This window comes from Clostridiaceae bacterium (genome assembly GCA_012840395.1).
GTDB lineage: Bacteria > Bacillota > Clostridia > Acetivibrionales > DULL01 > DULL01.
The window spans coordinates 48,564-73,208 of sequence record DULL01000083.1 but is presented as its reverse complement, the minus strand read 5'-3'; the positions used below and the strand labels follow the sequence as shown (position 1 = coordinate 73,208).

Below are 24,645 nucleotides of genomic sequence, written 5' to 3'. Positions count from 1 at the left end.
TTACTATTATTTTTATATCTGCTATCTCTTCAGGCATCTTATTATTTCACCAATATACATACGGTGATAATCCTTTAATTTGTAAAATTCCTGTATATCCGGCTGCAAAAAGTTTTCTGGTTTTATGTCCTGATAATAAATCTTCTTACATTCCACAATAAGTGACGCTTCCCTGAAGGAAATCATTCCGGGCAAATCCTCAAAAGGTGTAAGACCGGTAGCCTGTACTTTATCTATTTCTCTTCCGGATTTTGTTCCACATATATTCAGTGCTTCACGATATTCATTTCCAAAAAAGGAAAGCGTAAAGGTGTCGGACTTTTCAACAAAATCATATGTATATCTTTGAGGTCTTATAAAGCAAAAACAAACATTTTTGCTCCATAATACTCCCAGTCCGCCCCAGCTGGCTGTCATCATGTTGAATTTATCATAAGTCCCAGCTGTAATTAACATCCAGTCTTTTCCAATAAGTTTGAAAGTATTCTCAGTGATTTCTTCAGGCTTCAGGATAGAAAATTGGTTCTTTTGGCTCATGATATCACCTCTCCCGTTCCCATTCATTATATTTATGGCAATTTTTTATTTATTGCTCTATAGTAAAGTATATCACTTATACACTTTCTTTAGAAGGCTTATCATACCTATAACTATAACCATACTTTTCAATTCTTAATATAACATCTTTATTTACTCCTTGTATTACGCAAAAATCAAGAGCTTCCTTTATTTCCTGAGATATTTCATTTGAAGGGATTACCAGCAACAGTTCTCTAATTATTATGTCTTTTTCCATGATAAGTATCTTGCTGCTTCCCCAGGGTATTTCCTGCCCTTTGTATTGTGCAAGATTATCCATATATTCACTTATTTTCTTAATCACCATTTCAGGGGTTTTATAAGTGTCTGCAGTTAAATCCATACTTTTAATTACTGTGGCCTTTCCTCCTTCGAATTTTGATAGCACTGGAAAATTATATGGAAGATTGGCTCCAAAAATCTCTCTTATTTTCCTTCCTCTTTCAAAATTGCTTAAAGACCAAATATTATCGATTTCTCCTGTCACAGGGCTATTTTCCTTTTCATCGCCTCCAAGCCATGCTTTCACAGAAGCCCTCTGAGTAAAAATTATCTGGGGAATTTTCACAGGAAGCGGGATATTAACATTGTACCTTACAATTATATCAATATCTCCGGTATCTTCTTCAAAAAAACTGGAATGGGAAAAATCCAGGTTTCCCAAAGGGAAGTCCGGTAAATACTTCTTGAAATATAATTTTACAATGGGAATACAGATTTCTGTCTTCAGGTCCTCGAAGTTCCCTTTTATAATGTTTTTTACAAGGGTTTTAAGTTCTTCAGGAAGATCATCCGTGCTTCCCAGGATTCCTTCCGCCATTCCATCTACCATATTTTCAATGGCATCTTCAGGTAATTTTTCAAGTTCCTCAATTCTGCTTACATGATATAGATAACTGGAAGCTGCCAATTCATTAGCTGCCCCGTTTAAGGCATAATTTATGGATTCATTAATATGTACCACTCTTATCAGAAATGTGACGGATATAATTACACATATAAAAACCGGAAGTGCAATGGCGGCCTCTAAAGTTACAGACCCTCTGGTATCCTTCATGTAAAACCTGGCATCTCCCATACTGTTCCTAATATCCTTCATACCATACCACCCTGAAGATATGCCTACCTTCCCCGGTTTTTTTACTTCCCGGCATAAACGCAGAGGTTAAAAAAAGATAATTCAGTGAAACCTCTGCTTCTACTTTTATCCAGGTACTGCAATTGGTGGCTCTGAAAGCACTATTGGCTTTCCTTCCGTTTAATTCAATCAAATCTTCAATTCTGCCTATTTTTTTCTCTGTATTCACAAGCATCAGGAATATCCTCAGATAGTCATTATAGTCAAACATCAGTCCAGGGTTACTCTTAGGGCTTGAAATATCTCTTTCGCTTTCATGACTTGGGTTATTCCCTTTACTACTGGGGTTTTGCCGGATATTGGGCCCCAGATCAAGTTTCCAGTCCCCTTTAAGTTTATAGAAAGGAACGGCTTTTCCTTCCAGTAAATCTTCAAGATCAATTATGGCCTCCCCTAAGCCCCAGCCGCACAAAACCATGTTTGATATTATTGGTATACCAGCCCCTGCAGTCCACCATCCCGATACTGCTGCGGCAATACCTTTTGCAAGCTCTCTCTTATTGCTGTCGGAATAGGCGTGCAGGGTGTTCATGGAAAATCTTATTAGCAGTATTTGCGCTTTTGTTTTCATTTTATTGATTTTTTCTGAGGAATCTCCATGAAGTATATATTCCACTTCACTATTGAAAAAAGAGTCCCTATTTTTATTTACAGAGGAACTGCCTTCCGCTTTATTTTTTCCCTGCACCGAAACCTGGTTATTAAATACCTTCATTATATATTCATTAATGTAAAGATCATCCCTGAATTCTTCAAAATCCCCGCAAATATTACCTATGTTCCCCATGTAATTGAAGACATTATGGACAAATCTGCTGTCATTTTGGTTAATGTCTATTTCTCCGGGCAAATCTTCCAGTCCGCCCTCAAAGGCCGGTAAATCCTCGTCATAATATTTATTCTTTGAGGGAAGCTCACTAATATTAATTCCTGCCTCTTCCATTCTAACATTCTTTATGTCTTCATCCTCTCTGTCTTTTTTTAGAATTTCTTCTGTTTCCTTTTTCATTCCTTCTCTGGGATCCGGTGCTGTGACAGGCTCTCCCGCTTTCTTATAGTCATATTCAATAATATTGATATAATCTCCGAATCCTTCTTTAAGCAGACTGATTATCCACTCTTTTCCCGAATCCTGGTCAATTTCCTGCCAGTTCAGGCTGGATGCCCGGTTAAGTCTTTCCATGGCATTTTCAAGATAAGTTATGTTATTTTCAATAATCTTAATTAATTCTTCTGTTGTTTCACCATTCAGTACATTATCTTTTATATAATCCACATCTTCTTTGATGGATTCCAGAACACTATGATATGGAGAATGGGCATCAGCAGGACTGTTATCCATATAATTCTCAAAATCCGCTATAGCAGCCTCTATCTTTTCTTTAACCTCTCTGATATCTTCTATTATCTGCCTTGCTTCTTTATTAATTTCCAGATATCTACCGGTCAGCTCACCCTTAAGTCTTTTTTCCATGGAATCTCTTTCATTCTTCAGAATATCCAGCTCATCCTCCATCATTTTAATCCTGCCCAGGAGCATATCCAGTTTTTCTTTTAGCCCCCCTGCTTCTTCATTGCTGTCATTTTCATGAAGCTTACCCTCTATCTGTCTCATAAGTTCATATGCTGCATTCAATTCCCTATAGAGGGTACTTTGCCTGATAGTTATTTCTGCATAGCTTTCAATGGCTGAACTTCTAATTCCATCTTTATTAAATTTATTTATGAAGAATTCCTGAAAAATTCCGTTTCCTATAGTTCCGCTTATTTTTTCTTTAAGTTTTTGCTGCAGCTCTCCTATCTGGGCGGAAAGCTTTTCCACATTCAGTTTCCTGTTATAGGTATCTGCAACCTTGCCTGCTTCCTTTACCATTAAGATCTTATGCCACAAATTTTCTATCACTTGTTTAGGAGCACTATATTTCATATATTCAAGTATCTGATTTTTTACCGTCTGGTCTCCTGTCAGGCTGAATAGGGGTGTTACAGATATATTCTCTACCTTGAAGTTATAAAAATTAATATTTTGCAGTTCTTCAATCCCAATAGCCAGGTTTTTTTCAAGATAATCTCTTGCTACATTGGTTAAATCTTTCTCCCTGTTATTATCTATGGCAAAAATTCCGTAATACTCTTTTATACTTGTACTATAATCTGCCAGAAGAGAGCGGGCTGCATTTGCAACTGATCTCTCTACCTGGGATTTGCCGGATATAATTCTTGAAGCATCCACTAAAACTCCTACTACAATAAATACTGCCATAAAAATTATACATAAGAATACCGATACTTGACCTTTATTGCCCCCCAATGCCGATCTTCCTTTCTAATCAACTTGTTTATTAGCTGCTTTCTCAATCCATTTACTGATGTCCTTCAATCTTTCCTTTAATTTACCGCTGGTATCTTGAAGCTCCGGGTATTCTTTTTCCAGCTCTTTCTTTATTTCTACAAGAAAATCAACATTTCTTATAAATTCCGCAGGATCATAAATAAAAGCAGTTGAGGATGAATTAAAAGAATAGTTTTTTCCTGGATCAAAAAGCCCAAGATAATTTTCTGTAAAAATTCCCACAGTATCTTTGACAGTTAGATCCAAATTTTTTAAAATTAAATTATCTTTTAGAGTAATTTCCGCTTCCGGACCCTCATTGGCTTTATTCCCGGGAAAAACAACTTTTTTTGACAGTTTGGATTCTATAAAGCTTCTTACAGTTTCCAGCCGGATATCTTTGAAAGGATCATACATTCTTCTATAAAGGCTGTCACTGTTTAATTCTTCTTTCAGGACTTTGCCTGTCTCCATATCTCCGTTAACATTTCTCCATACAACATATGCCCTTTCAGCAGCTTTATTTGTCATGCTGTGGAGAGAAGTCTGTTTATACAGATAGACAGGTATAAACAATAATGCAATAACACATAAAATAATAACAGGCATAATAATAGAAGCTTCAATGGTCATACTTCCTTTTGAACTGTATAAATTAATTCTCATTGCCCACTCCACTGCCTAAGCTAATAAAACTTACTTCACTCAGGGATTAAATAATTAACAAAAAACAACATAAATATTGTATATTTTTAAATATTATACATAATATTACCATATTTTACAATATTTATTTTGTTTACAATTTGTATTTTTAATTTATTTGTGTTCATTATTTTTAACAAAATATCATTTTTACTTTTTATTTATCTTTCAGGGCTTATTTTGTGAGCTTAAAGACGGGAAATACGAAGTATCCAGCTTGGTGAAGGTAAACCACCCGGTAACCCTGTCTTTTTTTGTATAATCAAACAGGACCACTGTCTTTTCAGGAATAACCTTCTCCTTTGGGATATCATCTTTCCATGAGAAGATATTATAATCAAATATTTGAAAATGTACTTTTTTGTACATGTCTTTTGCTGTCATGCCGTTAAAGCCGGGAAGGTATTTCTTTATGTTATCTTCTTCTCTTAAAAATTGAAAACATTCATCTTTAAATTCTTTGGGAGTATCACTTTTTAATATATCGGGAAGGCTTCCGGAACTGTCGCATTTCAGAAAATCCAGTCTTAACAGATCTTTAATTAGGTTCAGGCTGCTTTGGTCTGCTACTGCCTCAATAAATTCATAAAGTACCCTGTATAATTCCTTTGCTCCTAAGGATTTTTCATAGTATCCACAAGTCTCATAATATTTGCTGAAACTATAATAAAAGTCAAAGGGTTTGTGAAAAATCTTTTTAGTTATATATCTCAGTGAAATGGTAAATCTGCCTGAATTATAGTACCTTTCCACTAATTCCTCTACAGCTTTCAGAGTCAGAATCCTATTATATGAAATATATTTGTTGCTTAAAACTTCATAAGGAGGATAATCCCTGAATATATAGCCATGCAGTCCGGACTGTCTCCTTATTTTTGAACCTTTCAGCAATTTCAGAAAACCAAGCTGAAGATGATGGGGATTTAAACTATAAACATCATTAAAGGATTTAATAAATGATTCATAATCCTCATAGGGAAGGCCTGCTATCAAATCCAGGTGGATGTGAATATTTCCATTGCTTATTAATCTTTGAATATTGTTTTTTAGTTTTTCGTAGTCTGTTATTCTGTCTATTTCTTTTAATGCATCCTGATTGGTAGTCTGAACACCTATTTCGAATTGTATAAGTCCGGGAGGCGCTGTACTCAGTATATCCAACATTTCTTCATCAAAAAGGTCTCCTCCCATTTCAAAATGGAAGTTAATATCCGACCTTGTTTTAGCAGATTCTTCAATGATATACTTAAATATTTCTTTGGCCCTCTTTTTATTTGCGTTAAAAGTCCTGTCTACAAACTTGACTTGCCTTACATTACGGCTAATGAGTATGGAAATATCCTTTTTTACCCTGTCCAGAGAAAAATACCTTACACCGGCTATGGTAGAAGAAAGGCAATAGGAACAATTAAAAGGACATCCTCTTGAAGACTCATAGTAAACTATCCTGTTTTTGAGTAAAATAAAAAATTCATCAGTATATGGAGAAGGGATTTCATCTAAATTTTCAATAAGGGTACAGGGCTCGGTGCTTTTTATTTCACCTTTTTCTCTGTAAGTCAATCCCCTGATTTGTTTTATATGCGTAAAATGTGATACCTGTCCCTGCCGGATATGCTGTAATAGATTTTTTAGGGCTGTTTCTCCCTCTCCTGAAATGATAAAATCAACTGAAGGTTCTGCTTCCATAATTTTTTCGGCATCGTAAGAAACTTCCGGTCCGCCGAGAATAATGATACATTCAGGCATAAGCTTTTTAATATTTCTTGTAAGTTTAAGAACATACTCTATATTCCATATATAGCATGAAAAACATATTATTTCGGGTTTCTTTAAGCAAATAGAACCTAATATGCTCTCAATATTATCATTTATTGTGTACTCAGCTATCTCCACCCCGTTGTATGCCTGTTCATCTTCATTACTGCAATATGCTTTTAAATACCAGACTGCCAGGGATGAATGAATATATTTTGAGTTCAGTGCCACCAGTAGAGTTTTCATTTTAGTTCTCCATTTCTTTTAAGTGAATCGCATTTTCATTAGAAAATACGCCCTTTATGGAGAAATTATATATAATCTGTTTCATTGAATCAAGGTAATAAACCTAAAATGAGGTGTCCTAAGGCCTATTGTGCTTTCCACCTCATTATCCTGCACCATTCTTTGATTACATCCCCCAGATAATCTGTAAATACCTTACGTCTTACATCCTGGCATATTTTTAGATTTGATTGGACAATGACCTCGCCATTCAGTACAAACTGTATGAATCCTGCATCAGTGCCTGCAATTACAGGAGCATCCAGTTCATCAGGCATATAAATCTTTTTCTGTAATGATTTATACTCTTCCTCCTTAAGAGGCAAAGTAATAGTCTCTATGGTTTTTACTTCAACCATTTCTGTAATGCCTCTTTTTACAGGCAGCTTTTTTATACAGGTGCCTTCTTCCAGAATAGTGTAATATTTGTATGTACTAAAAGCATAGTCCAGTATATCTTTGCTGCTCTGGGCTCTTGCTCCTCTGGTTGGACTTCCCAGTACTACAGAAATCAACCTGTGGCCATTCCTCGTTGCAGATGCAACTAGGCATCTCCCCGCTTTTCCTGTATAACCTGTCTTAACTCCGTCGGCACCTGGATAAACACCTAACAGCTCATTTGTATTGTACAGCGTTCCAAAGGATGATTGTATTTTTTGAGTTTTGACTATTTCATTTATTATAGGATTATTTAAAGCATACCTGGCAATTAGAGCCATATCATAAGCAGTAGTGTAATGCCCGTCAGTATCAAGGCCATGAGGATTTATAAAACAGGTATTTCTTGCTCCGATTTGATAAGCCTTCTTTGTCATCATTTTCGCAAACTCTTCCACTGATGAGCCTATGTGCTCTGCAATTGCTATGGCGGCATCGTTTCCTGACGACAGCATAAGTCCATAGAGCAGTTCCTTCAAAGTCAATTTATCCCCCTCTTGGAGTCCAATGGTAGAACCCCGGATACTTGCTGCCCTCTTACTTATGGTAACCTCATCATTTAAGTTACCGTTTTCCACTGCCAGAATGGCAGTCATTATTTTAGTTGTACTGGCCATAGCTCGCCTGGAATAAGCATTTTTCTCAAACAAAACTCTTCCTGAGTCCATATCCATGACAACTGCCGCCTGGGCATTAATTACAGGAACTTGATTAACATACTCCGGGCTGCTGAAAGTTTCTATAAAAAACTGGTCTTCGTAAATATCATCTGCTATTACAGGGTTCCAGGAAAAAAACATTGCAACAATTAAAATTAATGCAAAAGAAAACTTTATTCTCCTCAAAGTAATCCCTCTCTTAATAAGCTTGTTTGTTTATTCTTGTTTTTGTGTAGCAGTCTCATAAAATAAATATATGTACGAGGAAACGATAAAATGTTATTGAGAACTAAGTTAACCTTTCATTCCATGGCAGGCCATATGCGTTATCTTAACACGGACTTAAAGAAACCCATGTTATTGCCCTAATAACGCATATGACTTATAAGCTAGCACGCCAAGTTATATTAATCTTTTTATGGAAATTACCTTTAGCATACGCAAAATAAAGTATTTGTACAAATTTATGAAAATCTATTTTTTGAATTTTTTCACCTCTTAACAGGAATAATAATATTGAAAATCTTATTAAAACAAGAAGTGAAGGTAATTGAACTTTGAAAAATTCGTCTACAGAAAAAGTAATAATAATATCCAAATCTTTCTACTTATAAATCGTTAGTTTTTTGAAACAATATCTAGTAAGGAGGTGATATTATGGCTAAGAAAAGCAAGTCTCAGTTTGAAAACATGAAATATGAAATAGCTTCCCAGGTTGGAGTTAACTTAAAGCAAGGTTACAATGGTGACTTACTTGCCAGAGACGCAGGTAAAATTGGTGGTAATATAGTTAAGAAAGTGTTTGAAGCATATACTGGAAACAATTACAGCAAATAGTAGTATTATATAAATAATAAAAATAAGTGAAAAGGCGGGAATTAAATCCTGCCTTTTTCTTTTAACCTGCCACCTTGTTCTTAGATAAACTGCCTGTCATTATGTTTTTATAAAAAAAATTGTTAAATATCACATATTTAAACTGGTTTGTACATTACTAATTTCCTGCGGACTTGCTGTCATAGTTTGATACCACCCTTTTTGGGACATGATATCATAAATTTGTTTCTGATGCTCGAAAGTTTTTGTGAGAAGATTTGTTGCATCAGTTCTTACATTCTGACAGCTGCTTTCAAGAACCAGATTAGTTAATGAAATAGCTCCTAATTTGTGCTGAGTAAGCAACACCTCCATAATATCTTTATCTGTAATATTAGCCATTGTTCCACCTCCTATTGAACTGTTGTTGACTTAATATGTTTCATTAAAACCTGCAAATCATTTTGATGATCTCTTACCATTTGCTGGCATAAGCTTTTAACCTGCGGATCTGTCGCTATTTGCGCGCAGCTGTTCATAAAGCTTATAGTGTTTTGAGTCATTTTAATATTGTCCTGAATAAGAAGAAGTTCCTTTGTTGTCAAAGGCGGCATATAATCCCTCCTTTATATTTATTTTCCTTATTATTTTCTACAGTATTAAGAATATTATTCGTGAAAACTATTCAATTAATTGCTTAATTAAGGGAGCTATAGATTCAAAAATAAGTCTCATACTATATCCAGGATGTAATGGTGTTCAAAAAACCTTTGCCAATAATATGCAATTTGTTATTTTACAATATTCTATAGGGAGGAAAACTTAATGGAAATAAATGAGCTTAATAAATTTAAGGAAATACTTGTAAATAGAAAAAATAATTTTGAAGAAACATTAAGAAAAATGAAAAAACATGGTATGTCAAACCAGGATAAATATTCTCCCGCGGAGTTATCAAACTATGATAACCACCCTGCAGAAATAGCTTCGGAACTTTTTCAGGCAGAATTTAATAATTCGCTGATAACCCATCAGGAACATCAATTAAGAGAAACCAATGATGCATTGGAGAGAATCAACCAAGGTGTCTTTGGAAATTGCGAAGTGTGTGGTAAGGAGATAGAAAAAGAAAGACTTGAAGCTGTGCCACATGCCACAACATGTTTATACTGTGAAAAAAACAGAGCTGGCAATGAAACTCCCATGAAAGCTAATATGGACAGGCCAAATGAAGAATTGGTTATGGACGCGCCTCTGGGAAGAAAATATCTAAATAGTCAGGAAGATGACGAACATGAAGGTATGGATCAATTCTTTGACTTAGTAAAATATGGTTCTTCCGACTCTCCACAGGATATGGGAGGATATAATGATTATGAGGAATACTATACAAATAGAATTGATGAACAGGGAATTGTAGATAAAATGGATCAAATATCCAATCAATATTATAAGAAACAGCTTCCTGATTAACGAATCTGCAGTGAGCCAGAAAGGTATTTCTTCTGGCTCACTTTCTTTTTCATAAGTTGTCAAAAATTATACTATAAAAAGCATAGATTTTATTCAAAAAAATATATAAAATATTATATAAATATACATAAATATTTTATGGTAAATATTATTGTACTAAAATACAGTATAGTTAAGGAAGAGCTGATGTATATGAATATTTTAATTGTTGACGACCATCCCCTGGTTTGCATCGGCATTAGGAATATACTTATCTCTGAACAAGATATAAATAATGTTAATTTTGCTCACGATGTAAAGTCAGCATTGGAACTGATGTCAAATAATGACTATAATCTGGCTCTGGTAGATATAAGGCTAAAAGATCAAAGTGGAATCGATTTCATACGTATGGCAAAGGAAAAATTTCCTAACTGCAAATATGTTATACTTTCATCTTCTTCATCTACCGAGGATTTTGACAGGGCTATGAAATTGAATATTGACGGATATATTTTAAAAGATGCATTTACTGAAGATATTGTATATGCCGTAAAGTCTGTTATTAGAGGTAGAAAATATTTCGACCCTGTTTTTTTGGAAAGAATAAATACTCCTGTACAGAGCCAGACTGTGCAACAATCTGAAGGTGAAGATGAATTGCTGACTCCCAGAGAAGCTGAAATTCTAGACTGTCTTGGGAAAGGAATGTCTAACAAGAGTATTGCAGAAAAACTTTATATAAGCGAAAATACTGTAAAAAAACATGTTAGCAGCATTCTTGCAAAACTTAATTTAAGTAACAGATTACAGGCAGCAATTTATGTAAACAAAGGCAAAAATAGCAATGGGAATATGACTGAATAATTGTTATAATAATGTATCATTCTCATTACTAATTATTGCCTTCTTTACCTCCCTTACCTTACCCTTCGCCGTCTTCATTCTCCCAGTTTATTTTGCTTTGTCCGGCGGTCCAGAGTTCACTTACTACAATATAAAGCTCAGAGCGTTTTGTCCAAAGCTGAGAATGCAAAATCCAAAGACCAGACGACTCAGTCCAGAAATTAGGGACCTGCTTCTTTTCTTCTGGTGTTGAATTCTCATAAAATTCACCCAGGGTAACTATACAATTTCCATATGTCTCAATACAATTACCAAATCCTTCTATATCAACATTTCTATATTTATTTACTTCTGCATCCAGCTCTTCATATGTGATGCCTCCAAAGGGAAGATTATTAAGCTCGTCTATCCGTGCATACAACATATTTTTATACTGCTCCATCTTGTTATATATTTTCGGATATTGTACATCTCTTAAAAGATCTATACCTTCCCGTATTGTGCTATATTTACCACAAATACAGCAACCGTAGTCTTGTTCAGGCTGTTTAATGGTTATTGTAAACCTGACCTCGGAATTATACCTCCATAATCCGAAGCTTACTGTTGTACAAAGTATAGATATTATTATAATAAATACTATTAAAACCAGTTTTTTTATATAAATCACCTCAATAAAGTGAATCAAGTTTGCCTAAATTTTCTGTGCAAATCTAAGAAAAGTACTGAATTCAAAGTTGTTAACATAACCTTTTGCAATCTTAATTTTAATTTGAGCACTCTCTCCCGGATATATCCTTTCAGGAGATTCAAGCAACTGTACATCAACACTTCCGGGCGCATCTGTGTCAATACCTTCACATGCCACAGGTATTGTTCCACTATTTTCAACAGTAAATACCAGTACGGTATTAAAAGGATTTGAACCAGACACTACTTCCATATTAACTGAATCTACAATATTTCCTGTCTTGTTGACATTAAAGTTAAGAGAATCATAACTATCGGAGCTATCCAATACTACATCTTTTACAACAAGGTTAATTTCTCCTGTGGATATGGAGCCAAAAATGCTAAAAGACTGGCTCCAGGAAGAATAAGATATTCCAAGAAGGCTCAATGCTCCAATAAGGACAACGCACATTGTTCCTACATGAAGAAGATTTCCAAATTTGCACTTTTTCTTATTCTTGTATCTCTTAAGAAACATTTTCATCCCTACTATTGTTCCCGACCAATAATTCTTCTTCTAATTCTTCTTCTTTGGGAAAATACTGGACAAAAACCGGTTCCAGTCTGTATGACAAGCCAACTTTCCCAACAAATTTTTCAGAATCCACAGAAAACTTTTGCTGTAATTCAAGTACCAGTTTTTCTCCGGAATCAATTTTCCTATATTTCGTCAATGATGTCAAGTTGTCTGCAAGTGCAGCCAGGTTGATGTTGCTGAAGGTGCCAAGTTCATCGTAATATACTCCATCATTCCTGTATATTTTTACTTTTCCGGAAAAATACATAAGATCAGATATGGAGTCCTTCCTGCTATCAACATGGAGAGTAAACTGATCAACAGATAAGGGAATATCGCTAATGTTCCGTGCAGTTATGCAAAAGGTAGCACTGGCGCCTGCATAAACGTTTTTGGTTGAAAGCATGATATATGTTTTATCCACAATGTTACCAAATTCATCCTTTATAAAAGACACGCCGGCTTCCAAATTCTTGCTGGTATTTATTACTTTACATTCATCAGGTACTAATTCAATCAGGGTGGCATTGGTAAGCGCTGCTTCAACAAATCCCTCCTGAAAGGATAAAGTATAGCTTAGTCCAATTAGTACCAGTGCTATAACTGTTATTGATAAAAGGCGTTTAGAACTACCCAACATTTAAATATCCCCCAAATTCCGCCCGTACTTGGCACTACTTGTATCCCTGCTTATTCTTCAGCTTTTGCTTTTTTTTAAGAATGGCACAAGCCTATGTCTGCCTGTGCCATTCAAATTATCGTTTTATCGTTGATTAACTTTCGGGTTTGTTTTTTTCCTTTTTTACTATTAGTAATTATTTATTCCTGGTTTAAGATTATGGATTAATGACAGGAGCATTATACTGTTCAAATACAAAACCCAGGCTCCAACTTATTGATGAACTTTCAGTTTCATCCGTGCTGCTTATATCCAATGTCTGTGTAATTGTAATATCTCTTGTAATACCTACAGCAAGTACCGGATTTGTCAGTATTTCTGCTATTTTGTTTCCTACATCCTCTATATCAGTGTCACCTGCTGATTTAACTTCTTCTTCGTTAACCTCAATTACAAGATCTCTCCAAAGAGGATCATTTTCTGGATAAGTACCACTATTAAATTTTAATCTTACCGGCATTGTTCCCTGATTGGTGAATCTCAACACATGTTGAACACTTTTTCCAGGATACATATCAGTAATAGTAAAGTTTACTGTTGTAGAATTTACACCTTCATCAATATCGATACTTGGGTCCTCAATAGCCTTTTGAACTTTTACATATAAGTGTCCAGTCTGTACAGTGCTGTTTATCGTAAATGTCTGTGACCATGCTGCGTATCCGGCGCCCATAAGAACCATTGCTGCTACAATAACCCACAAAACAAATCTTGTCCTCTTCATATTCATTTCTCCCCTCTATTTTCATATCATCATTTTGACATTAACATTCTTAACCGTTAATTAATTCTTAATTTAATTATACAAGCTTATCATTTGAAGTAAATCACACGATTTGATAATTCTTCAGAACTCCAGGAATAATTACAATAATACCATAGTGGCATATGATATGGTACCAAGGTAGTATATTTATGATAAACAGTTTATATGGAACTTTCTTCACTTTCCGGTTTAATCTCACCAAATATTGCCATATAATAGACTCTGCCGCTGTCAAATACAAAAAACTCTATTTTCCTTTCAACCTTGTTGTCAACCTTGTAGTAGAAGACAGGCTGTCCTATTTCATCTGCTATTTTAATCATATCTTCAATTGAATTAACTGTTATCACATCAGAAAAATGGTAGGATATACTATGGGTCATACCTGCAAGTCTCTCAGAGTATTCCTTGAATATATCTGCAATGGCCTTATTAAATGGATCCGGAGGCTCTGCGGTTTTGACGTAACGTATGGTAAGAATCACCAGTACAACCAGCAGCAGTGAAATTACAAGGAATATTGCAACTTTCAAGTAATTAACAGGAATACGGTTTCTTATAGTTTCTGGAATTCTGTTTTCACCCCTTGCTTCCGGGGTACCTTCTATTTTAAACACGTTGTTTCCTATCGGTATAATTAAATTTGTTTTTAAATTGTCTTCCAGGGTCCCTTCCTTGGAATCTGCTTTTGTATGTACTGAAAAAACCACATTAAGTACTGCAGGAGAATTTACTTCCGACTCAAGGTAGAAAGATTCCCTGACCTGCAGAAATTCACTGAGGGAAACATTTTCGCTCAGTTCAATTGATAAATCGGAAGAATTCCTATGTATAGTTTTTTCTGGGATCAAAATATATTCCCTGCTCCAAAGCACCTCATTTTCTTCTCCATGAAGTCCCTGAAGATATGCAGTAACACTGTAAACTGCAGTTAAGTCAGCTTCATCCGATGAGATAAAATCGTATTTCATATTCAAGTTTACATGATCGATATATTTTAATATATAATATCTTCCCTTTTCCAGAAAACTCTCACGGTATATGATATTCGGCCTCAGGTATACCCTGTAGTCTATATTGGCCTTGCTGGTATATGCAAACTTTACTCTCTCTGCATCCGTATATTTCGGAACTAATATCTCCAATAAGGTATTAATACAGAAGAAAAGTACCAGTAGTATTTCAACCGCAATAACTATTCTCTTTTTATTTAATGTCAGGCTTAAATTCATCTGTTTCCCTCCTGTGCACAGACTTGTCGAGATTGGTTAAAAGCAGCTTGTCAAAACTCTACTTGTTCCTCCGGATACTCATAGTCTCTCCTAAGCCATATGCTTAGTTTTCCAACTTTAGGTATTACTGATATCAACTTGCCTTTTATCTGTTCGGGTCCAACCAGCACAGAGTCTGGTGCACTGTTACTGTCTCCTTTGGTCTGGTACCTTCCGGTGGCCTGGTCTATTGAAATAATCCTGTGAACTATAAATATTTCACCGGTCCAGTATTGTATAATCTCTCCTACTTTGAGGTTTTGCCCATCGGTCCTCTGCAAAAGAACAATATCCCCTGGATCAATTGCAGGCTGCATGCTACCTGTAAGAATTACTACGGGGTATATAGGAAAGACTCCCACAGCAAACCATATAAGGGCAATTGAAAATACACTTACAGCTATCCAGGAAGTTGGTTTTTCACTTTTTTGCTCTCTTATTTTAACCTCTTTTGCCTGCTTTTTATAAATCTGGCGCAGCATGATAAAAAATATTACGGGTGACATAATTCCAATGAAAGCCTTGGTAATCCACCTGAGGTTTGGAAGCAAAGGCGATATCCAAATGGGGAGGTTTGTAAGCGCCATATATATTATTGCCGGCCGTTCTCCCCCAATATATACCATGTATGCCATCAAAATATTTAACGCTATTTCCGGTCCCGCATATTCACCTACATACCGTATAACCTGCTGCCAGTTTTCCACGCTCATTAAAATCCTCAGATTCAGCCTGTAAAATGTAAATATTATTACCACCAAAATACTGAATTGAATTAGATATTTTTTCTTGACTTTGTTTATGATGTAATTCCTTACCCATTCCATCATAACTATTACGCTTCCGAAACTTAAAACATTCACAAGCATACCGGTTATGCTCCTTGAATATGGGCTTGCCCCTATTCCATCCATAAATCCTCCTGCAAAAAAAATAGCCATGTATACAATTCCACATATTGCAGACCAGATAAGTATATACTTATGGAGTTTCAACTTTCCTTTAAATCTTACTCTAGGCTGTTTCCATATATAAACTGAAAGGGCAAACCAGAATAAGGGCTTGAAGATATTCTGATATGCGGTTGTTCCTATAAAAGACGGCAAAATCCTAATACCAAGTATAGCCGATAACAGTATAACAGCCAGTATAATTAGCGCTTCATATTCTCTTTTGCCCATTATCATTTGCACCCTTTGTCCTTCAGACCACACACTTCTTATTTCTTATAACGTCCAGATTCATAAGAAAAATTTCGATTGTTGAAAAATTTCTTACATCCTCGTTATAATGCCTCCGGTTTCTTCAGAATATTGTCATTATTAAATTCTATGTTAAACGTTGAGCCAGAGCCTTTTCCCGATAAAACTTCCAAATTGCCCTTGTAAATTCTTACAAGGCTTTTTATGTTGTATAATCCAAGGCCGTTATTACTGCGATTTCCATTATTTCTCAAATCAAAACCAATTCCATCATCCTTTATGGTTAATTTTGTATTTTTCTCATCCATCAGCAAATGAACCCATATATTCTTGCACTTTGCATGTTTTACGGCATTCCCCGTACACTCAGTTATTATCCTGTAAATAGCCTTTCTTGCATTGAGAGAAAGGCTGTCCAGGTCTCCCCGGGCATCCAGGTGTATGTTTATACCGCTGAGCCGTTCCATCTGGTCAAGATAGGAAGCTAAACTCTCCCTGAAAAGCACGATATTCTGCTTTTTGCTGCTTAAATTATATATTGTGGAACGGAGGTCCTCCAGTGAACTCCGTATAGTTTCCATTATAAGATTTAGTTGTTCCTTTTTCTGTTCATCAGTTAAATTATTCCATTTCTTCAGTGTGTCATATATAAAGCAGGAAGCGGCAAAAAGCCTTTGTACTACGCTGTCATGAATATCTTCAGCTATTCTGTTCTGTTCGTCAGCTACAGCAAGTTCACAGCCCACTGCTTCGTCTTCTATTTTTTCAAAAAATGTTGTTGCCAGTTGTGATATGAGCAGCAGGTTTGATTCATATTCATCCTTATTCTCTCCGTATTTTTCTCTAGGAACCAGGAGGCCGATTACTCCGTAGTTTTTTATTTCCGTTATTCTTGTTATTACTGCAACAAAATTTTGGTCAACTAAATTTATTACTAATTTCCTGCTGATACCAGAAACAGCACCAGTATTATTATATACACTCAAACTCTTAACATCATCCACCAGATTATCCCAAATATTATCATCTATCGGATTTAAGGTCATAAGTTTGTCGGTATTTCCATTGTCATCAAGATAATAAAAAGCATTAGCTTCAGGGAAAACCTTCCCTGCAAACTCAAGTAAAATAGAAGCCACATCCTGCTGGACCGATAAACCTGAAATGGTCTGAACAGCCTCATACAAATGCAAAATATCCTGTGTCATCCCCTTAATTCTCCTGTTGTAGCTTTCAAGAGTTTCATTTGCAAGGCTTAGCTCCTTCTGCTTCTTTACTAAAAGGCTGCTATAATAGAAAAGTATATTAACAAGAATCAATAACAAAGTAAAACTCAAAATAATATTGGACCTGGATAATAAATAAAGCCTAATGCCCGGCTTTCCTTCAACAATATAGCCGATAATGCATAGTAACATTATGCTGGCTGCAAGGGATAAAACCTTTGGTCGCAGAGGTGCATAATAGGATATAACAAGCAACGGATTAAGGAAACACCATATAAATGAACTATCCAGCCCCCCTGTCAGCAGTATCAGGAAGGATATGCCTGCAATATCCAGTAAAAGCAGAATAACCATCCGTTGTTTGTCACCGAAGCTTATATTATAAAGATATCCAAAAAGGAAAGCATATATAATTACACAAAAAACCAGAATAAGCATTACAGATATATTGTAGTTCTGGAATATACCATGAACTACATATATGAACAATGTTAGGAAAATCGATATATATCTGTATAATTCCATTAAATTTTTTATACTGCTGCTTGTCCTTTTAAACAACGCACATTTTACTCCTTATTGCAGTGCTTTTTTATTTTTCAGTTTGATCTTCCTAAAGAATATTTTCTATTAGACAGATAGCTCAAAGCGCTTTCCTTAGATATCAAGCCTGATGTATACAGTTCATTTATTGAATCCTCCATAGTTATCATTCCAATGGATTTGCTTGCCCTTATTAACGTAGGTATCTGGTGAATTTTATTTTCCAGAATGAGGTTTTGCATTGCCTGGTTTGCAATCATCACTTCAACAGCAAGCTTATTTCCCACATTATCAACACCAGGTATAAGACATTGAGATACTATTGCCAATAGTAAATGGCTAAGCTGTATTTTTATATAATTGCTTTTTTCTGCAGGATACATACCGATTATATATTCTATGGTTGAAATTGAATCATCTGTATGAAGAGATGTAATGACAAGATGCCCGTCCTCTGCAGCAGTAAGCACTGCAGAAAATGTGGCTGGATCTATAGCTGAGCTTACCATTATTACATCTGCATCCTGAGTTATTGCTGAATAAATGCCTTCTTCAAAACTATTCACGTCTATTCCTACTTCTTTTTGATTTACAATTGCCTTATCATGTTTAAATAAGTACTCAATTGGATCTTCAATAGTAATAATATGGCATTCTCTGGTTGAACTAATCTTTTTAATCAAGGATGCCATAGTTGTTGATCTTCCGCTGTCGGTGTTTCCACAGACAAGAATAAGCCCGCTTTTCTCATTGCATAAGTTTATTACTGATTGAGGTATGCCCAGTTCTTCAGGATTTTTTAAAACCTTATCCAGTAATTTAATATTAATAGAATAGGAATTCCTTTGTTTGAATATATTTACTCTTAGTCTTCCGATATTTTTCGGTGAAATTGGGACACTGATATAAAAGTTTTTATTCAGTATGCTTTTTTGTTCTTCGTTAAGTATCTCATTTGCAAACATCTCGGTATCCTTTGGAAGTACAGTCTCAAAAGGAGTATATAAAAGCCTTCCTTCAACGCGTATAGCCGGAACAGCTCCTGCTACAAGATGTATATTTGTAGCATTTGCTTCTCTGGCATATTTTATTAGGTTTAAAAAATCCGTATACGTATACATAACAACCTCTTAAAAACCAAGTTTTTTTAATATATTGGTTGAAATAAAAAGAAAATGCTCATTTTATGTATAAATTTATTATACTTCGAAATAAATATAAATACAATAACCGAAAAATAGGGTTTTTTATATTTTACTGTCATATAATTCTGCTATTTGAAGAATTAATTAGTTAGTGAACCAGGAAATAACAGGAGGATGATTATGTGCTTGTAGTTTTTGTCCGTACATTGATTTTGTATGTTCTGGTAGTTCTTGTAATGAGACTTATGGGTAAAAGACAGATTGGTCAGCTCCAGCCTTTTGAACTGGTAATTGCTATAATGATCTCAGAACTTGCTTCAGTACCAATGCAAAATACAGGTATTCCGCTTGTTTATGGTATTATACCAATAATAACTTTATTAGCTGCACAGATAACCATTTCTTTTATTAGTATAAAGAGCAATAGAGGCAGAACAATAATATGCGGCAGGCCAACCATTCTCATTGAAAATGGAAGAATTCTGGAAGAACAGCTTAAAAAAGAGATGTATACAATTAACGACCTTCTGGAACAACTGAGAATAAATAACTATCCCAACATTTCAGATGTGGAGTATGCAATTCTTGAAACCAACGGCCAGGTAAGTATTATACCTAAATCCCAGAAAAGGCCTGTAACCCCTAAAGATTTGAACATTCCCACTGAATACGAAGGAATATCCCTGGATATTATTATGGATGGTGACATTAACTACAAAAACCTTGCCAAAGCAAAACTTGATATCAATTGGCTTCAGGCTGAGTTAGAAAAATTAGGAATCCGAAGCGCCAAAGATGTTTTTTATGCAAGCCTGGACTCCAGCGGTAATCTTTATTGTCAAAAAAAGTCTTGTAACAAGGTGAGCTGATTTATGAAACATTCTATTATGATAATTATTTATATTATCTCTTTATTCGCATTAATTATTATCTCTGGTATAATTACATCACTTTATCTGGATAGATCTGCCAAAGAGCTATATTTGTATCTGGAAAAGGTAGAAGAATATGCAAACACTAATAAATGGGAACTTGCGAAAGAAGAATTATCTGTAATGGAAGAAAAGTGGAATAAAGTAAAAAAAGTCTGGGCTACTCTTACAGACCATGGGGAAATTGACAGCATTACCATTTCCCTGGCCAGAGCCAGAATATATATTGAGGAAAAAGACTTACCTCTTGCTTTGGCTGAAATATCAGTATTAAAAGATCTTATTACTCATGTACCGGATAAAGAGTTACCCACACTTGATAATATATTTTGACATATTCACTTCAAGTGTCTTTTGTCAGTCTTTGTCGTACACATTCATACATGAGAATTGCTGCTGCAACCGAGGCATTTAAAGATTCAGCTCCTCCAAGCATAGGTATTTGCACCAGGGCATCTGCACTTGCAGATGCTTCCTTACTTAAACCTCTTGATTCATTTCCAATTATTATTGCCATGTCAGATCTCAAATCAATATCATACAGACTGGCTTTACCTTCAAGATGAGAGGCATATACCTTTATACCTTCAGCCTTAAGCCTGCTGATTATTTCTGATATGCCGGCCCCGGTACATACAGGAATACGGAATATAGATCCCATGGTAGACCGTATAACTTTTGGACTATAGACATCAACACAGCCCTTTGTTGTTATCACTCCTGAAAATCCTGCAGCATCGGCTGTTCTGATTATTGTACCCATATTGCCCGGATCCTGGATTTCTTCAAGGATAATAATGTTTCTGTTATTAGCCATAATATCACTCAAAGTGTGCTTACTCTGTTTAACCACCGCAATTATTCCCTGGGGGGTTTCGGTATCGCTTATTTCTTTAAACAATCTGTCACTTAGAATTATAGTATCATGTTTCAGTAATTCTGATGAAAACAAATCATATGATTTTTCCTTTATATATTCTTCTGAGAGAAAAACCTTTATTATTTCTGCCTTCTCTTGTACCGCTTCTTTCAACAGTTTTTCCCCTTCAATTAAGAAAAGCCCTTTTTCATCCCTGTATTTTCTGTTTTTTAGGGCTTTTGCCTCTCTCACAAGGGGATTTTGACTGCTGGTTATTTTTTTCATCCTGAAAAAACCTCCCGTAAAACCACTGCATGGCAAAATATTAGACATTTTCACGCCCATAACAAATAAAGGGCTTAGCGCCCCTTTATTTGTTAATGTATGATGTTTGGTAAGCATTCAATTAAACATTTTTTATTTGGCCTACTAACTGAGCAAAAGCCTGAGCATCATTAACAGCCATGTCGGCCAGTACTTTTCTGTTCAAATTAATACCTGATTTTTTCAAGGCATTCATGAATCTGCTATATGACATGCCATTCATTCTTGCTGCGGCATTAATTCTTGTAATCCATAATTTTCTGAAATCTCTTTTCTTTGCTCTTCTATCCCTGTATGCATAGGAAAGGGATTTCATAACAGCCTGGTTGGCAACTCTGAACTTGGTGCTCTTGCCTCCGAAATATCCTTTTGCAAGCTTCAATATCTTTTTATGTCTTGCACGGGTTCTAACCCCACCTTTTACTCTTGCCATAGCTATTCTCCTCCTTCTTACTTGTATGGAATCATCTTTCGTACGGTGGCAGCATTAGCCTCCGATGCAACTGTTGCTTTCCTCAAGTTTCTCTTTCTTTTAGAAGTTTTCTTTGTAAGTATATGGCTCTTATAAGCCTTTGCCCTTTTTACCTTGCCTGTTCCCGTAAGCTTAAACCTCTTTTTTGAAGAACTGTGTGTCTTAATCTTAGGCATAAACATCCTTCCTTCCTGAAAGTTAAATATTCGTTGTCATAAAACCGTTGTCAAAAGCAATGCACTTTAGACTTGTTAATTCTTCGGATTCAATATCATAATCATATTTCTTCCTTCAAGTCTGGGTTTCTTTTCAACAACACCCACTTCTTTGGTGTATTCCGCAAATTTATCGAGTACTTCCTGCCCTAATGAGGTGTATTGCATTTCCCGTCCCCTAAATCTTACACCTACCTTTACCTTGTCACCATCTTTAAGGAATTTGCAGGCATTTCTTGCCTTAAATTGAAAATCATGTTCTTCAATTGTAGGTTTGAGCCATACTTCCTTAACTGAAATAACCTTTTGATTCTTTCTGGCTTCCTTTTCTTTCTTAGACAGCTCAAACATGTATTTGCCATAGTCCATAATCTTACAAACAGGTGGCGTTGCATTAGGGGCAATTTTTACAAGATCCAGGTTTTTGGAATTTGCCAGCTTTTGAGCTTCCTTTGCAGACATTATACCTAACATGGTACCGTCAGTGTCAATTAATCTTACTTCCTTATCCCTGATTTCCTCATTAATCATTAATTCGTTTTTACTGATAATAAAACACCTCCAAATATATTTTGGCAAGAAGCTTTTGCTTCATGCATCTCAATAAAATGCTTAATATAAAACTAAAGTGGATTGAAAGAAAATCAATCCACTCTTAAATACACCAATGCAAATACGAGTATAACACTCATGCTTACAATATTAACCCTGGAGGCAATTGCCATAGGGTGAGAAGTGGATGACTTCTTCTTTGTTTTAGCTATTACATAATATCAGAATATGCGAGTAAATGTCAAGTTGTCAATAAAAATTTTTTGGTTTATTGACCTTTCTCCCATTTGACTCCATTATCTTTTTTCCTTTATTTCTTTGGTAATTTTATCAATAAACTTTTCTACATCCATAGCGCCAAGATCTCCCTCAGCTCTTGATCTTACTGCAACCTGGCTGTTTTCTACTTCTTTGTCTCCTATAACTAACATATAGGGCACCTTTTCAAGCTGTGCTTCCCTGATTTTATAGCCTATTTTCTCATTTCTCAGGTCTATTTCAACCCTTATATCCATATCCTCCAGTTTTTTCTTTACTTCAAAAGCATAGTCATGATGCTTGTCAACCAAAGGCAATATTTTTACCTGCACCGGAGCCAGCCAGGCAGGGAAAGCGCCTGCATAATGTTCTACCAATATGGCGATAAATCTTTCTATACTTCCGAAAACAACCCTGTGAATCATGACAGGCCTGTGTTTTTCTCCATCAGCACCTATATAGGTCAGGTCAAAGCGTTCAGGCATCTGGAAATCCAGCTGTATTGTGCCGCACTGCCAGGTACGCCCAATTGAATCTTCAAGATGGAAATCAATCTTTGGTCCGTAGAAAGCTCCGTCACCCTCATTAATTTTGAATTCCAGGTTTCTTGCAACAAGTGCATTTTTTAAGGCGTTTGTTGCAACTTCCCACTGCTCTTCGGTACCCATTGAATTTTCAGGTCTTGTTGACAGCTCAATATGATATTTGAATCCAAAGACCTTATAGAACTCATCAATAAGTTCGATTACACCTACAACCTCATCTTCTATCTGCTCAGGTGTCATAAATATATGAGCATCATCCTGAGTAAAGCATCTTACACGCATTAATCCATGTAATGCACCTGAAAGTTCATGCCTGTGAACCAAGCCAAGTTCTCCCATTCTTTGAGGCAGGTCTCTGTAGGAATGGAGCTTTCTCTTGTAAACAAGTATTCCACCAGGGCAGTTCATTGGCTTAATTGCATAGTCTCCCTCATCTATCTTGGTAAAGTACATGTTTTCCTTATAATGGTCCCAGTGGCCGGAACGATGCCATAATTCTTCGCTAAGTATAATGGGAGTTTTGATTTCCTGGTAACCTCTCTTTTTATGCTCCTGGCGCCAATAATCCTCCAGAATATTCCTTATAATCATACCTTTAGGCAGGAAGAATGGGAATCCAGGACCTTCCTCCATTATAGTGAACAAGTCAAGCTCTTTTCCAAGTTTTCTGTGATCTCTCTTTTTTGCCTCTTCCATTCTGAATACATACTCATCCAATAGACTCTTTTTGGGAAAAGATGTACCGTAAATTCTCTGCAACATTTTATTTTTCTCATTTCCACGCCAATAGGCTCCTGCAACAGACAGCAGTTTAACAGCCTTTACATGACCGGTGGAAGTCAAATGAGGTCCTGCGCATAAGTCAATAAAATCACCTTGTCTGTAGAAAGAAATTTCTTCTCCTTCAGGCAATTCGGTAATCAATTCTTCTTTATAGGGTTCTCCTCTTTCCTGCATGAACTTAATAGCTTCGTCTCTCGGCAAAGTAAATCTTTCAATCTCATAATCTTCTTTTATTATTTTTTCCATTTCTTTTTCTATTTCTGCAAGGTCATCAATTGACAAAGTCTTTTCCATATCGAAATCATAGTAAAAACCATTTTCAATTGCCGGACCTATGGCAAGTTTGGCATCAGGATACAGTCTTTTTACTGCCTGGGCCATAATATGGGAAGTAGTATGCCTGTAAGCATCTCTTCCACCTTCATCATCGAAAGTAAGGAATTTTATAGTGCAATCCTTTTCAAGCCTGTATTTTAAATCTTTCACTTCACCATCAACCTCACCGGCAAGAGCCATTCTAACCAGGCCGGCGCTTATACTTTGGGCTACCTCTAAAAGAGTTGTTCCTTTGCTATATTCTTTAATACTCCCATCTTTTAGTGTTACTTTAATCATA

General features: G+C 35.7%; 26 protein-coding genes and 1 other annotated feature. Of the genes, 5 read left to right on the top strand and 21 right to left on the bottom strand.

Annotated features, from left to right (window positions below; genetic code table 11):
- Nucleotides 1–21: 21 nt before the first annotated feature.
- The 6 genes from GXX20_09680 to GXX20_09655 all read right to left on the bottom strand — a co-directional run bounded on the left by GXX20_09680 (nucleotide 22) and on the right by GXX20_09655 (nucleotide 8,035).
- Nucleotides 22–537 (bottom strand): flavin reductase family protein, encoded by a 516-nt coding sequence (locus tag GXX20_09680; protein ID HHW31924.1) that lies wholly within the window; start codon nucleotides 535–537, stop codon nucleotides 22–24.
- Between the two features lie 76 nt (nucleotides 538–613).
- Nucleotides 614–1,678, bottom strand: a complete 1,065-nt coding sequence (locus GXX20_09675; protein ID HHW31923.1) for a hypothetical protein — start codon at nucleotides 1,676–1,678, stop codon at nucleotides 614–616.
- Nucleotides 1,665–4,028 carry a hypothetical protein gene (locus tag GXX20_09670; GenBank protein ID HHW31922.1) on the bottom strand — a complete coding sequence of 788 codons (2,364 nt, stop codon included), beginning with the start codon at nucleotides 4,026–4,028 and terminating at the stop codon, nucleotides 1,665–1,667. The genes GXX20_09675 and GXX20_09670 overlap by 14 nt, the downstream gene beginning before the upstream one ends.
- A 15-nt stretch (nucleotides 4,029–4,043) precedes the next feature.
- Entirely contained in the window at nucleotides 4,044–4,715 is a 672-nt protein-coding gene (locus GXX20_09665) for a pilus assembly protein (GenBank protein HHW31921.1), read from the bottom strand.
- A gap of 207 nt (nucleotides 4,716–4,922) precedes the next feature.
- Complete coding sequence (locus GXX20_09660; GenBank protein HHW31920.1) at nucleotides 4,923–6,758, bottom strand: B12-binding domain-containing radical SAM protein; 1,836 nt, start codon at nucleotides 6,756–6,758, stop codon at nucleotides 4,923–4,925.
- A 125-nt stretch (nucleotides 6,759–6,883) separates the two neighbouring features.
- Nucleotides 6,884–8,035, bottom strand: coding sequence for a D-alanyl-D-alanine carboxypeptidase (locus tag GXX20_09655; GenBank protein ID HHW31919.1), 1,152 nt, complete (start codon nucleotides 8,033–8,035; stop codon nucleotides 6,884–6,886).
- A gap of 516 nt (nucleotides 8,036–8,551) precedes the next feature.
- Here GXX20_09655 and GXX20_09650 point away from each other — a divergent pair.
- Nucleotides 8,552–8,731 carry an alpha/beta-type small acid-soluble spore protein gene (locus GXX20_09650; protein HHW31918.1) on the top strand — a complete coding sequence of 60 codons (180 nt, stop codon included), beginning with the start codon at nucleotides 8,552–8,554 and terminating at the stop codon, nucleotides 8,729–8,731.
- Between the two features lie 129 nt (nucleotides 8,732–8,860).
- Here the strand turns inward: GXX20_09650 and GXX20_09645 are convergent, their stop codons facing one another.
- Nucleotides 8,861–9,112 carry a spore coat protein gene (locus GXX20_09645; protein ID HHW31917.1) on the bottom strand — a complete coding sequence of 84 codons (252 nt, stop codon included), beginning with the start codon at nucleotides 9,110–9,112 and terminating at the stop codon, nucleotides 8,861–8,863.
- An 11-nt stretch (nucleotides 9,113–9,123) separates the two neighbouring features.
- On the bottom strand, nucleotides 9,124–9,324 hold the full coding sequence (locus tag GXX20_09640) for a hypothetical protein (protein ID HHW31916.1): 201 nt from the start codon (nucleotides 9,322–9,324) through the stop codon (nucleotides 9,124–9,126).
- A 211-nt stretch (nucleotides 9,325–9,535) separates the two neighbouring features.
- On the opposite strand from GXX20_09640, the gene GXX20_09635 reads away from it, so the two are divergent.
- Both GXX20_09635 and GXX20_09630 read left to right on the top strand, forming a co-directional pair.
- Nucleotides 9,536–10,183, top strand: a complete 648-nt coding sequence (locus GXX20_09635; GenBank protein HHW31915.1) for a conjugal transfer protein TraR — start codon at nucleotides 9,536–9,538, stop codon at nucleotides 10,181–10,183.
- Between the two features lie 192 nt (nucleotides 10,184–10,375).
- Nucleotides 10,376–11,029 (top strand): response regulator transcription factor, encoded by a 654-nt coding sequence (locus GXX20_09630; protein HHW31914.1) that lies wholly within the window; start codon nucleotides 10,376–10,378, stop codon nucleotides 11,027–11,029.
- Nucleotides 11,030–11,087: 58 nt separating this feature from the next.
- On the opposite strand, the gene GXX20_09625 is transcribed toward GXX20_09630, so the two are convergent.
- From GXX20_09625 to GXX20_09590, 8 genes are all read right to left on the bottom strand, one after another.
- On the bottom strand, nucleotides 11,088–11,432 hold the full coding sequence (locus GXX20_09625; GenBank protein HHW31913.1) for a hypothetical protein: 345 nt from the start codon (nucleotides 11,430–11,432) through the stop codon (nucleotides 11,088–11,090).
- Nucleotides 11,433–11,702: 270 nt separating this feature from the next.
- On the bottom strand, nucleotides 11,703–12,218 hold the full coding sequence (locus GXX20_09620; GenBank protein HHW31912.1) for a hypothetical protein: 516 nt from the start codon (nucleotides 12,216–12,218) through the stop codon (nucleotides 11,703–11,705).
- Nucleotides 12,208–12,897 carry a hypothetical protein gene (locus tag GXX20_09615; GenBank protein ID HHW31911.1) on the bottom strand — a complete coding sequence of 230 codons (690 nt, stop codon included), beginning with the start codon at nucleotides 12,895–12,897 and terminating at the stop codon, nucleotides 12,208–12,210. Before GXX20_09615 ends, GXX20_09620 begins: the two co-directional genes overlap by 11 nt.
- 196 nt (nucleotides 12,898–13,093) lie before the next feature.
- Nucleotides 13,094–13,660, bottom strand: a complete 567-nt coding sequence (locus tag GXX20_09610; protein HHW31910.1) for a hypothetical protein — start codon at nucleotides 13,658–13,660, stop codon at nucleotides 13,094–13,096.
- A gap of 203 nt (nucleotides 13,661–13,863) precedes the next feature.
- Nucleotides 13,864–14,934, bottom strand: a complete 1,071-nt coding sequence (locus GXX20_09605) for a DUF5305 domain-containing protein (GenBank protein ID HHW31909.1) — start codon at nucleotides 14,932–14,934, stop codon at nucleotides 13,864–13,866.
- A 50-nt stretch (nucleotides 14,935–14,984) separates the two neighbouring features.
- A complete protein-coding gene (locus GXX20_09600; protein ID HHW31908.1) occupies nucleotides 14,985–16,154 on the bottom strand; it encodes a signal peptidase I in 1,170 nt (389 codons plus the stop codon).
- Nucleotides 16,155–16,258: 104 nt separating this feature from the next.
- Nucleotides 16,259–17,962, bottom strand: coding sequence for a hypothetical protein (locus tag GXX20_09595; protein ID HHW31907.1), 1,704 nt, complete (start codon nucleotides 17,960–17,962; stop codon nucleotides 16,259–16,261).
- A gap of 38 nt (nucleotides 17,963–18,000) precedes the next feature.
- Complete coding sequence (locus tag GXX20_09590; GenBank protein ID HHW31906.1) at nucleotides 18,001–19,065, bottom strand: PilT/PilU family type 4a pilus ATPase; 1,065 nt, start codon at nucleotides 19,063–19,065, stop codon at nucleotides 18,001–18,003.
- Nucleotides 19,066–19,271: 206 nt separating this feature from the next.
- On the opposite strand from GXX20_09590, the gene GXX20_09585 reads away from it, so the two are divergent.
- Together GXX20_09585 and GXX20_09580 are read left to right on the top strand one after the other, a co-directional pair.
- Entirely contained in the window at nucleotides 19,272–19,958 is a 687-nt protein-coding gene (locus tag GXX20_09585; protein HHW31905.1) for a DUF421 domain-containing protein, read from the top strand.
- A gap of 3 nt (nucleotides 19,959–19,961) precedes the next feature.
- Nucleotides 19,962–20,354 (top strand): DUF4363 family protein, encoded by a 393-nt coding sequence (locus GXX20_09580; GenBank protein HHW31904.1) that lies wholly within the window; start codon nucleotides 19,962–19,964, stop codon nucleotides 20,352–20,354.
- A 10-nt stretch (nucleotides 20,355–20,364) separates the two neighbouring features.
- Here the strand turns inward: GXX20_09580 and GXX20_09575 are convergent, their stop codons facing one another.
- From GXX20_09575 to thrS, 5 genes are all read right to left on the bottom strand, one after another.
- Nucleotides 20,365–21,165 (bottom strand): RNA methyltransferase, encoded by an 801-nt coding sequence (locus GXX20_09575; protein ID HHW31903.1) that lies wholly within the window; start codon nucleotides 21,163–21,165, stop codon nucleotides 20,365–20,367.
- Nucleotides 21,166–21,286: 121 nt separating this feature from the next.
- Nucleotides 21,287–21,637 (bottom strand): 50S ribosomal protein L20, encoded by a 351-nt coding sequence (gene rplT / locus GXX20_09570; GenBank protein HHW31902.1) that lies wholly within the window; start codon nucleotides 21,635–21,637, stop codon nucleotides 21,287–21,289.
- A gap of 17 nt (nucleotides 21,638–21,654) precedes the next feature.
- Nucleotides 21,655–21,852, bottom strand: a complete 198-nt coding sequence (gene rpmI, locus GXX20_09565) for a 50S ribosomal protein L35 (protein HHW31901.1) — start codon at nucleotides 21,850–21,852, stop codon at nucleotides 21,655–21,657.
- Nucleotides 21,853–21,927: 75 nt separating this feature from the next.
- Complete coding sequence (locus GXX20_09560) at nucleotides 21,928–22,422, bottom strand: translation initiation factor IF-3 (protein HHW31900.1); 495 nt, start codon at nucleotides 22,420–22,422, stop codon at nucleotides 21,928–21,930.
- Between the two features lie 83 nt (nucleotides 22,423–22,505).
- Nucleotides 22,506–22,649, bottom strand: a sequence feature (ribosomal protein L20 leader region).
- A gap of 90 nt (nucleotides 22,650–22,739) precedes the next feature.
- Nucleotides 22,740–24,644, bottom strand: a complete 1,905-nt coding sequence (gene thrS / locus GXX20_09555; protein HHW31899.1) for a threonine--tRNA ligase — start codon at nucleotides 24,642–24,644, stop codon at nucleotides 22,740–22,742.
- Nucleotide 24,645 lies beyond the last annotated feature (1 nt).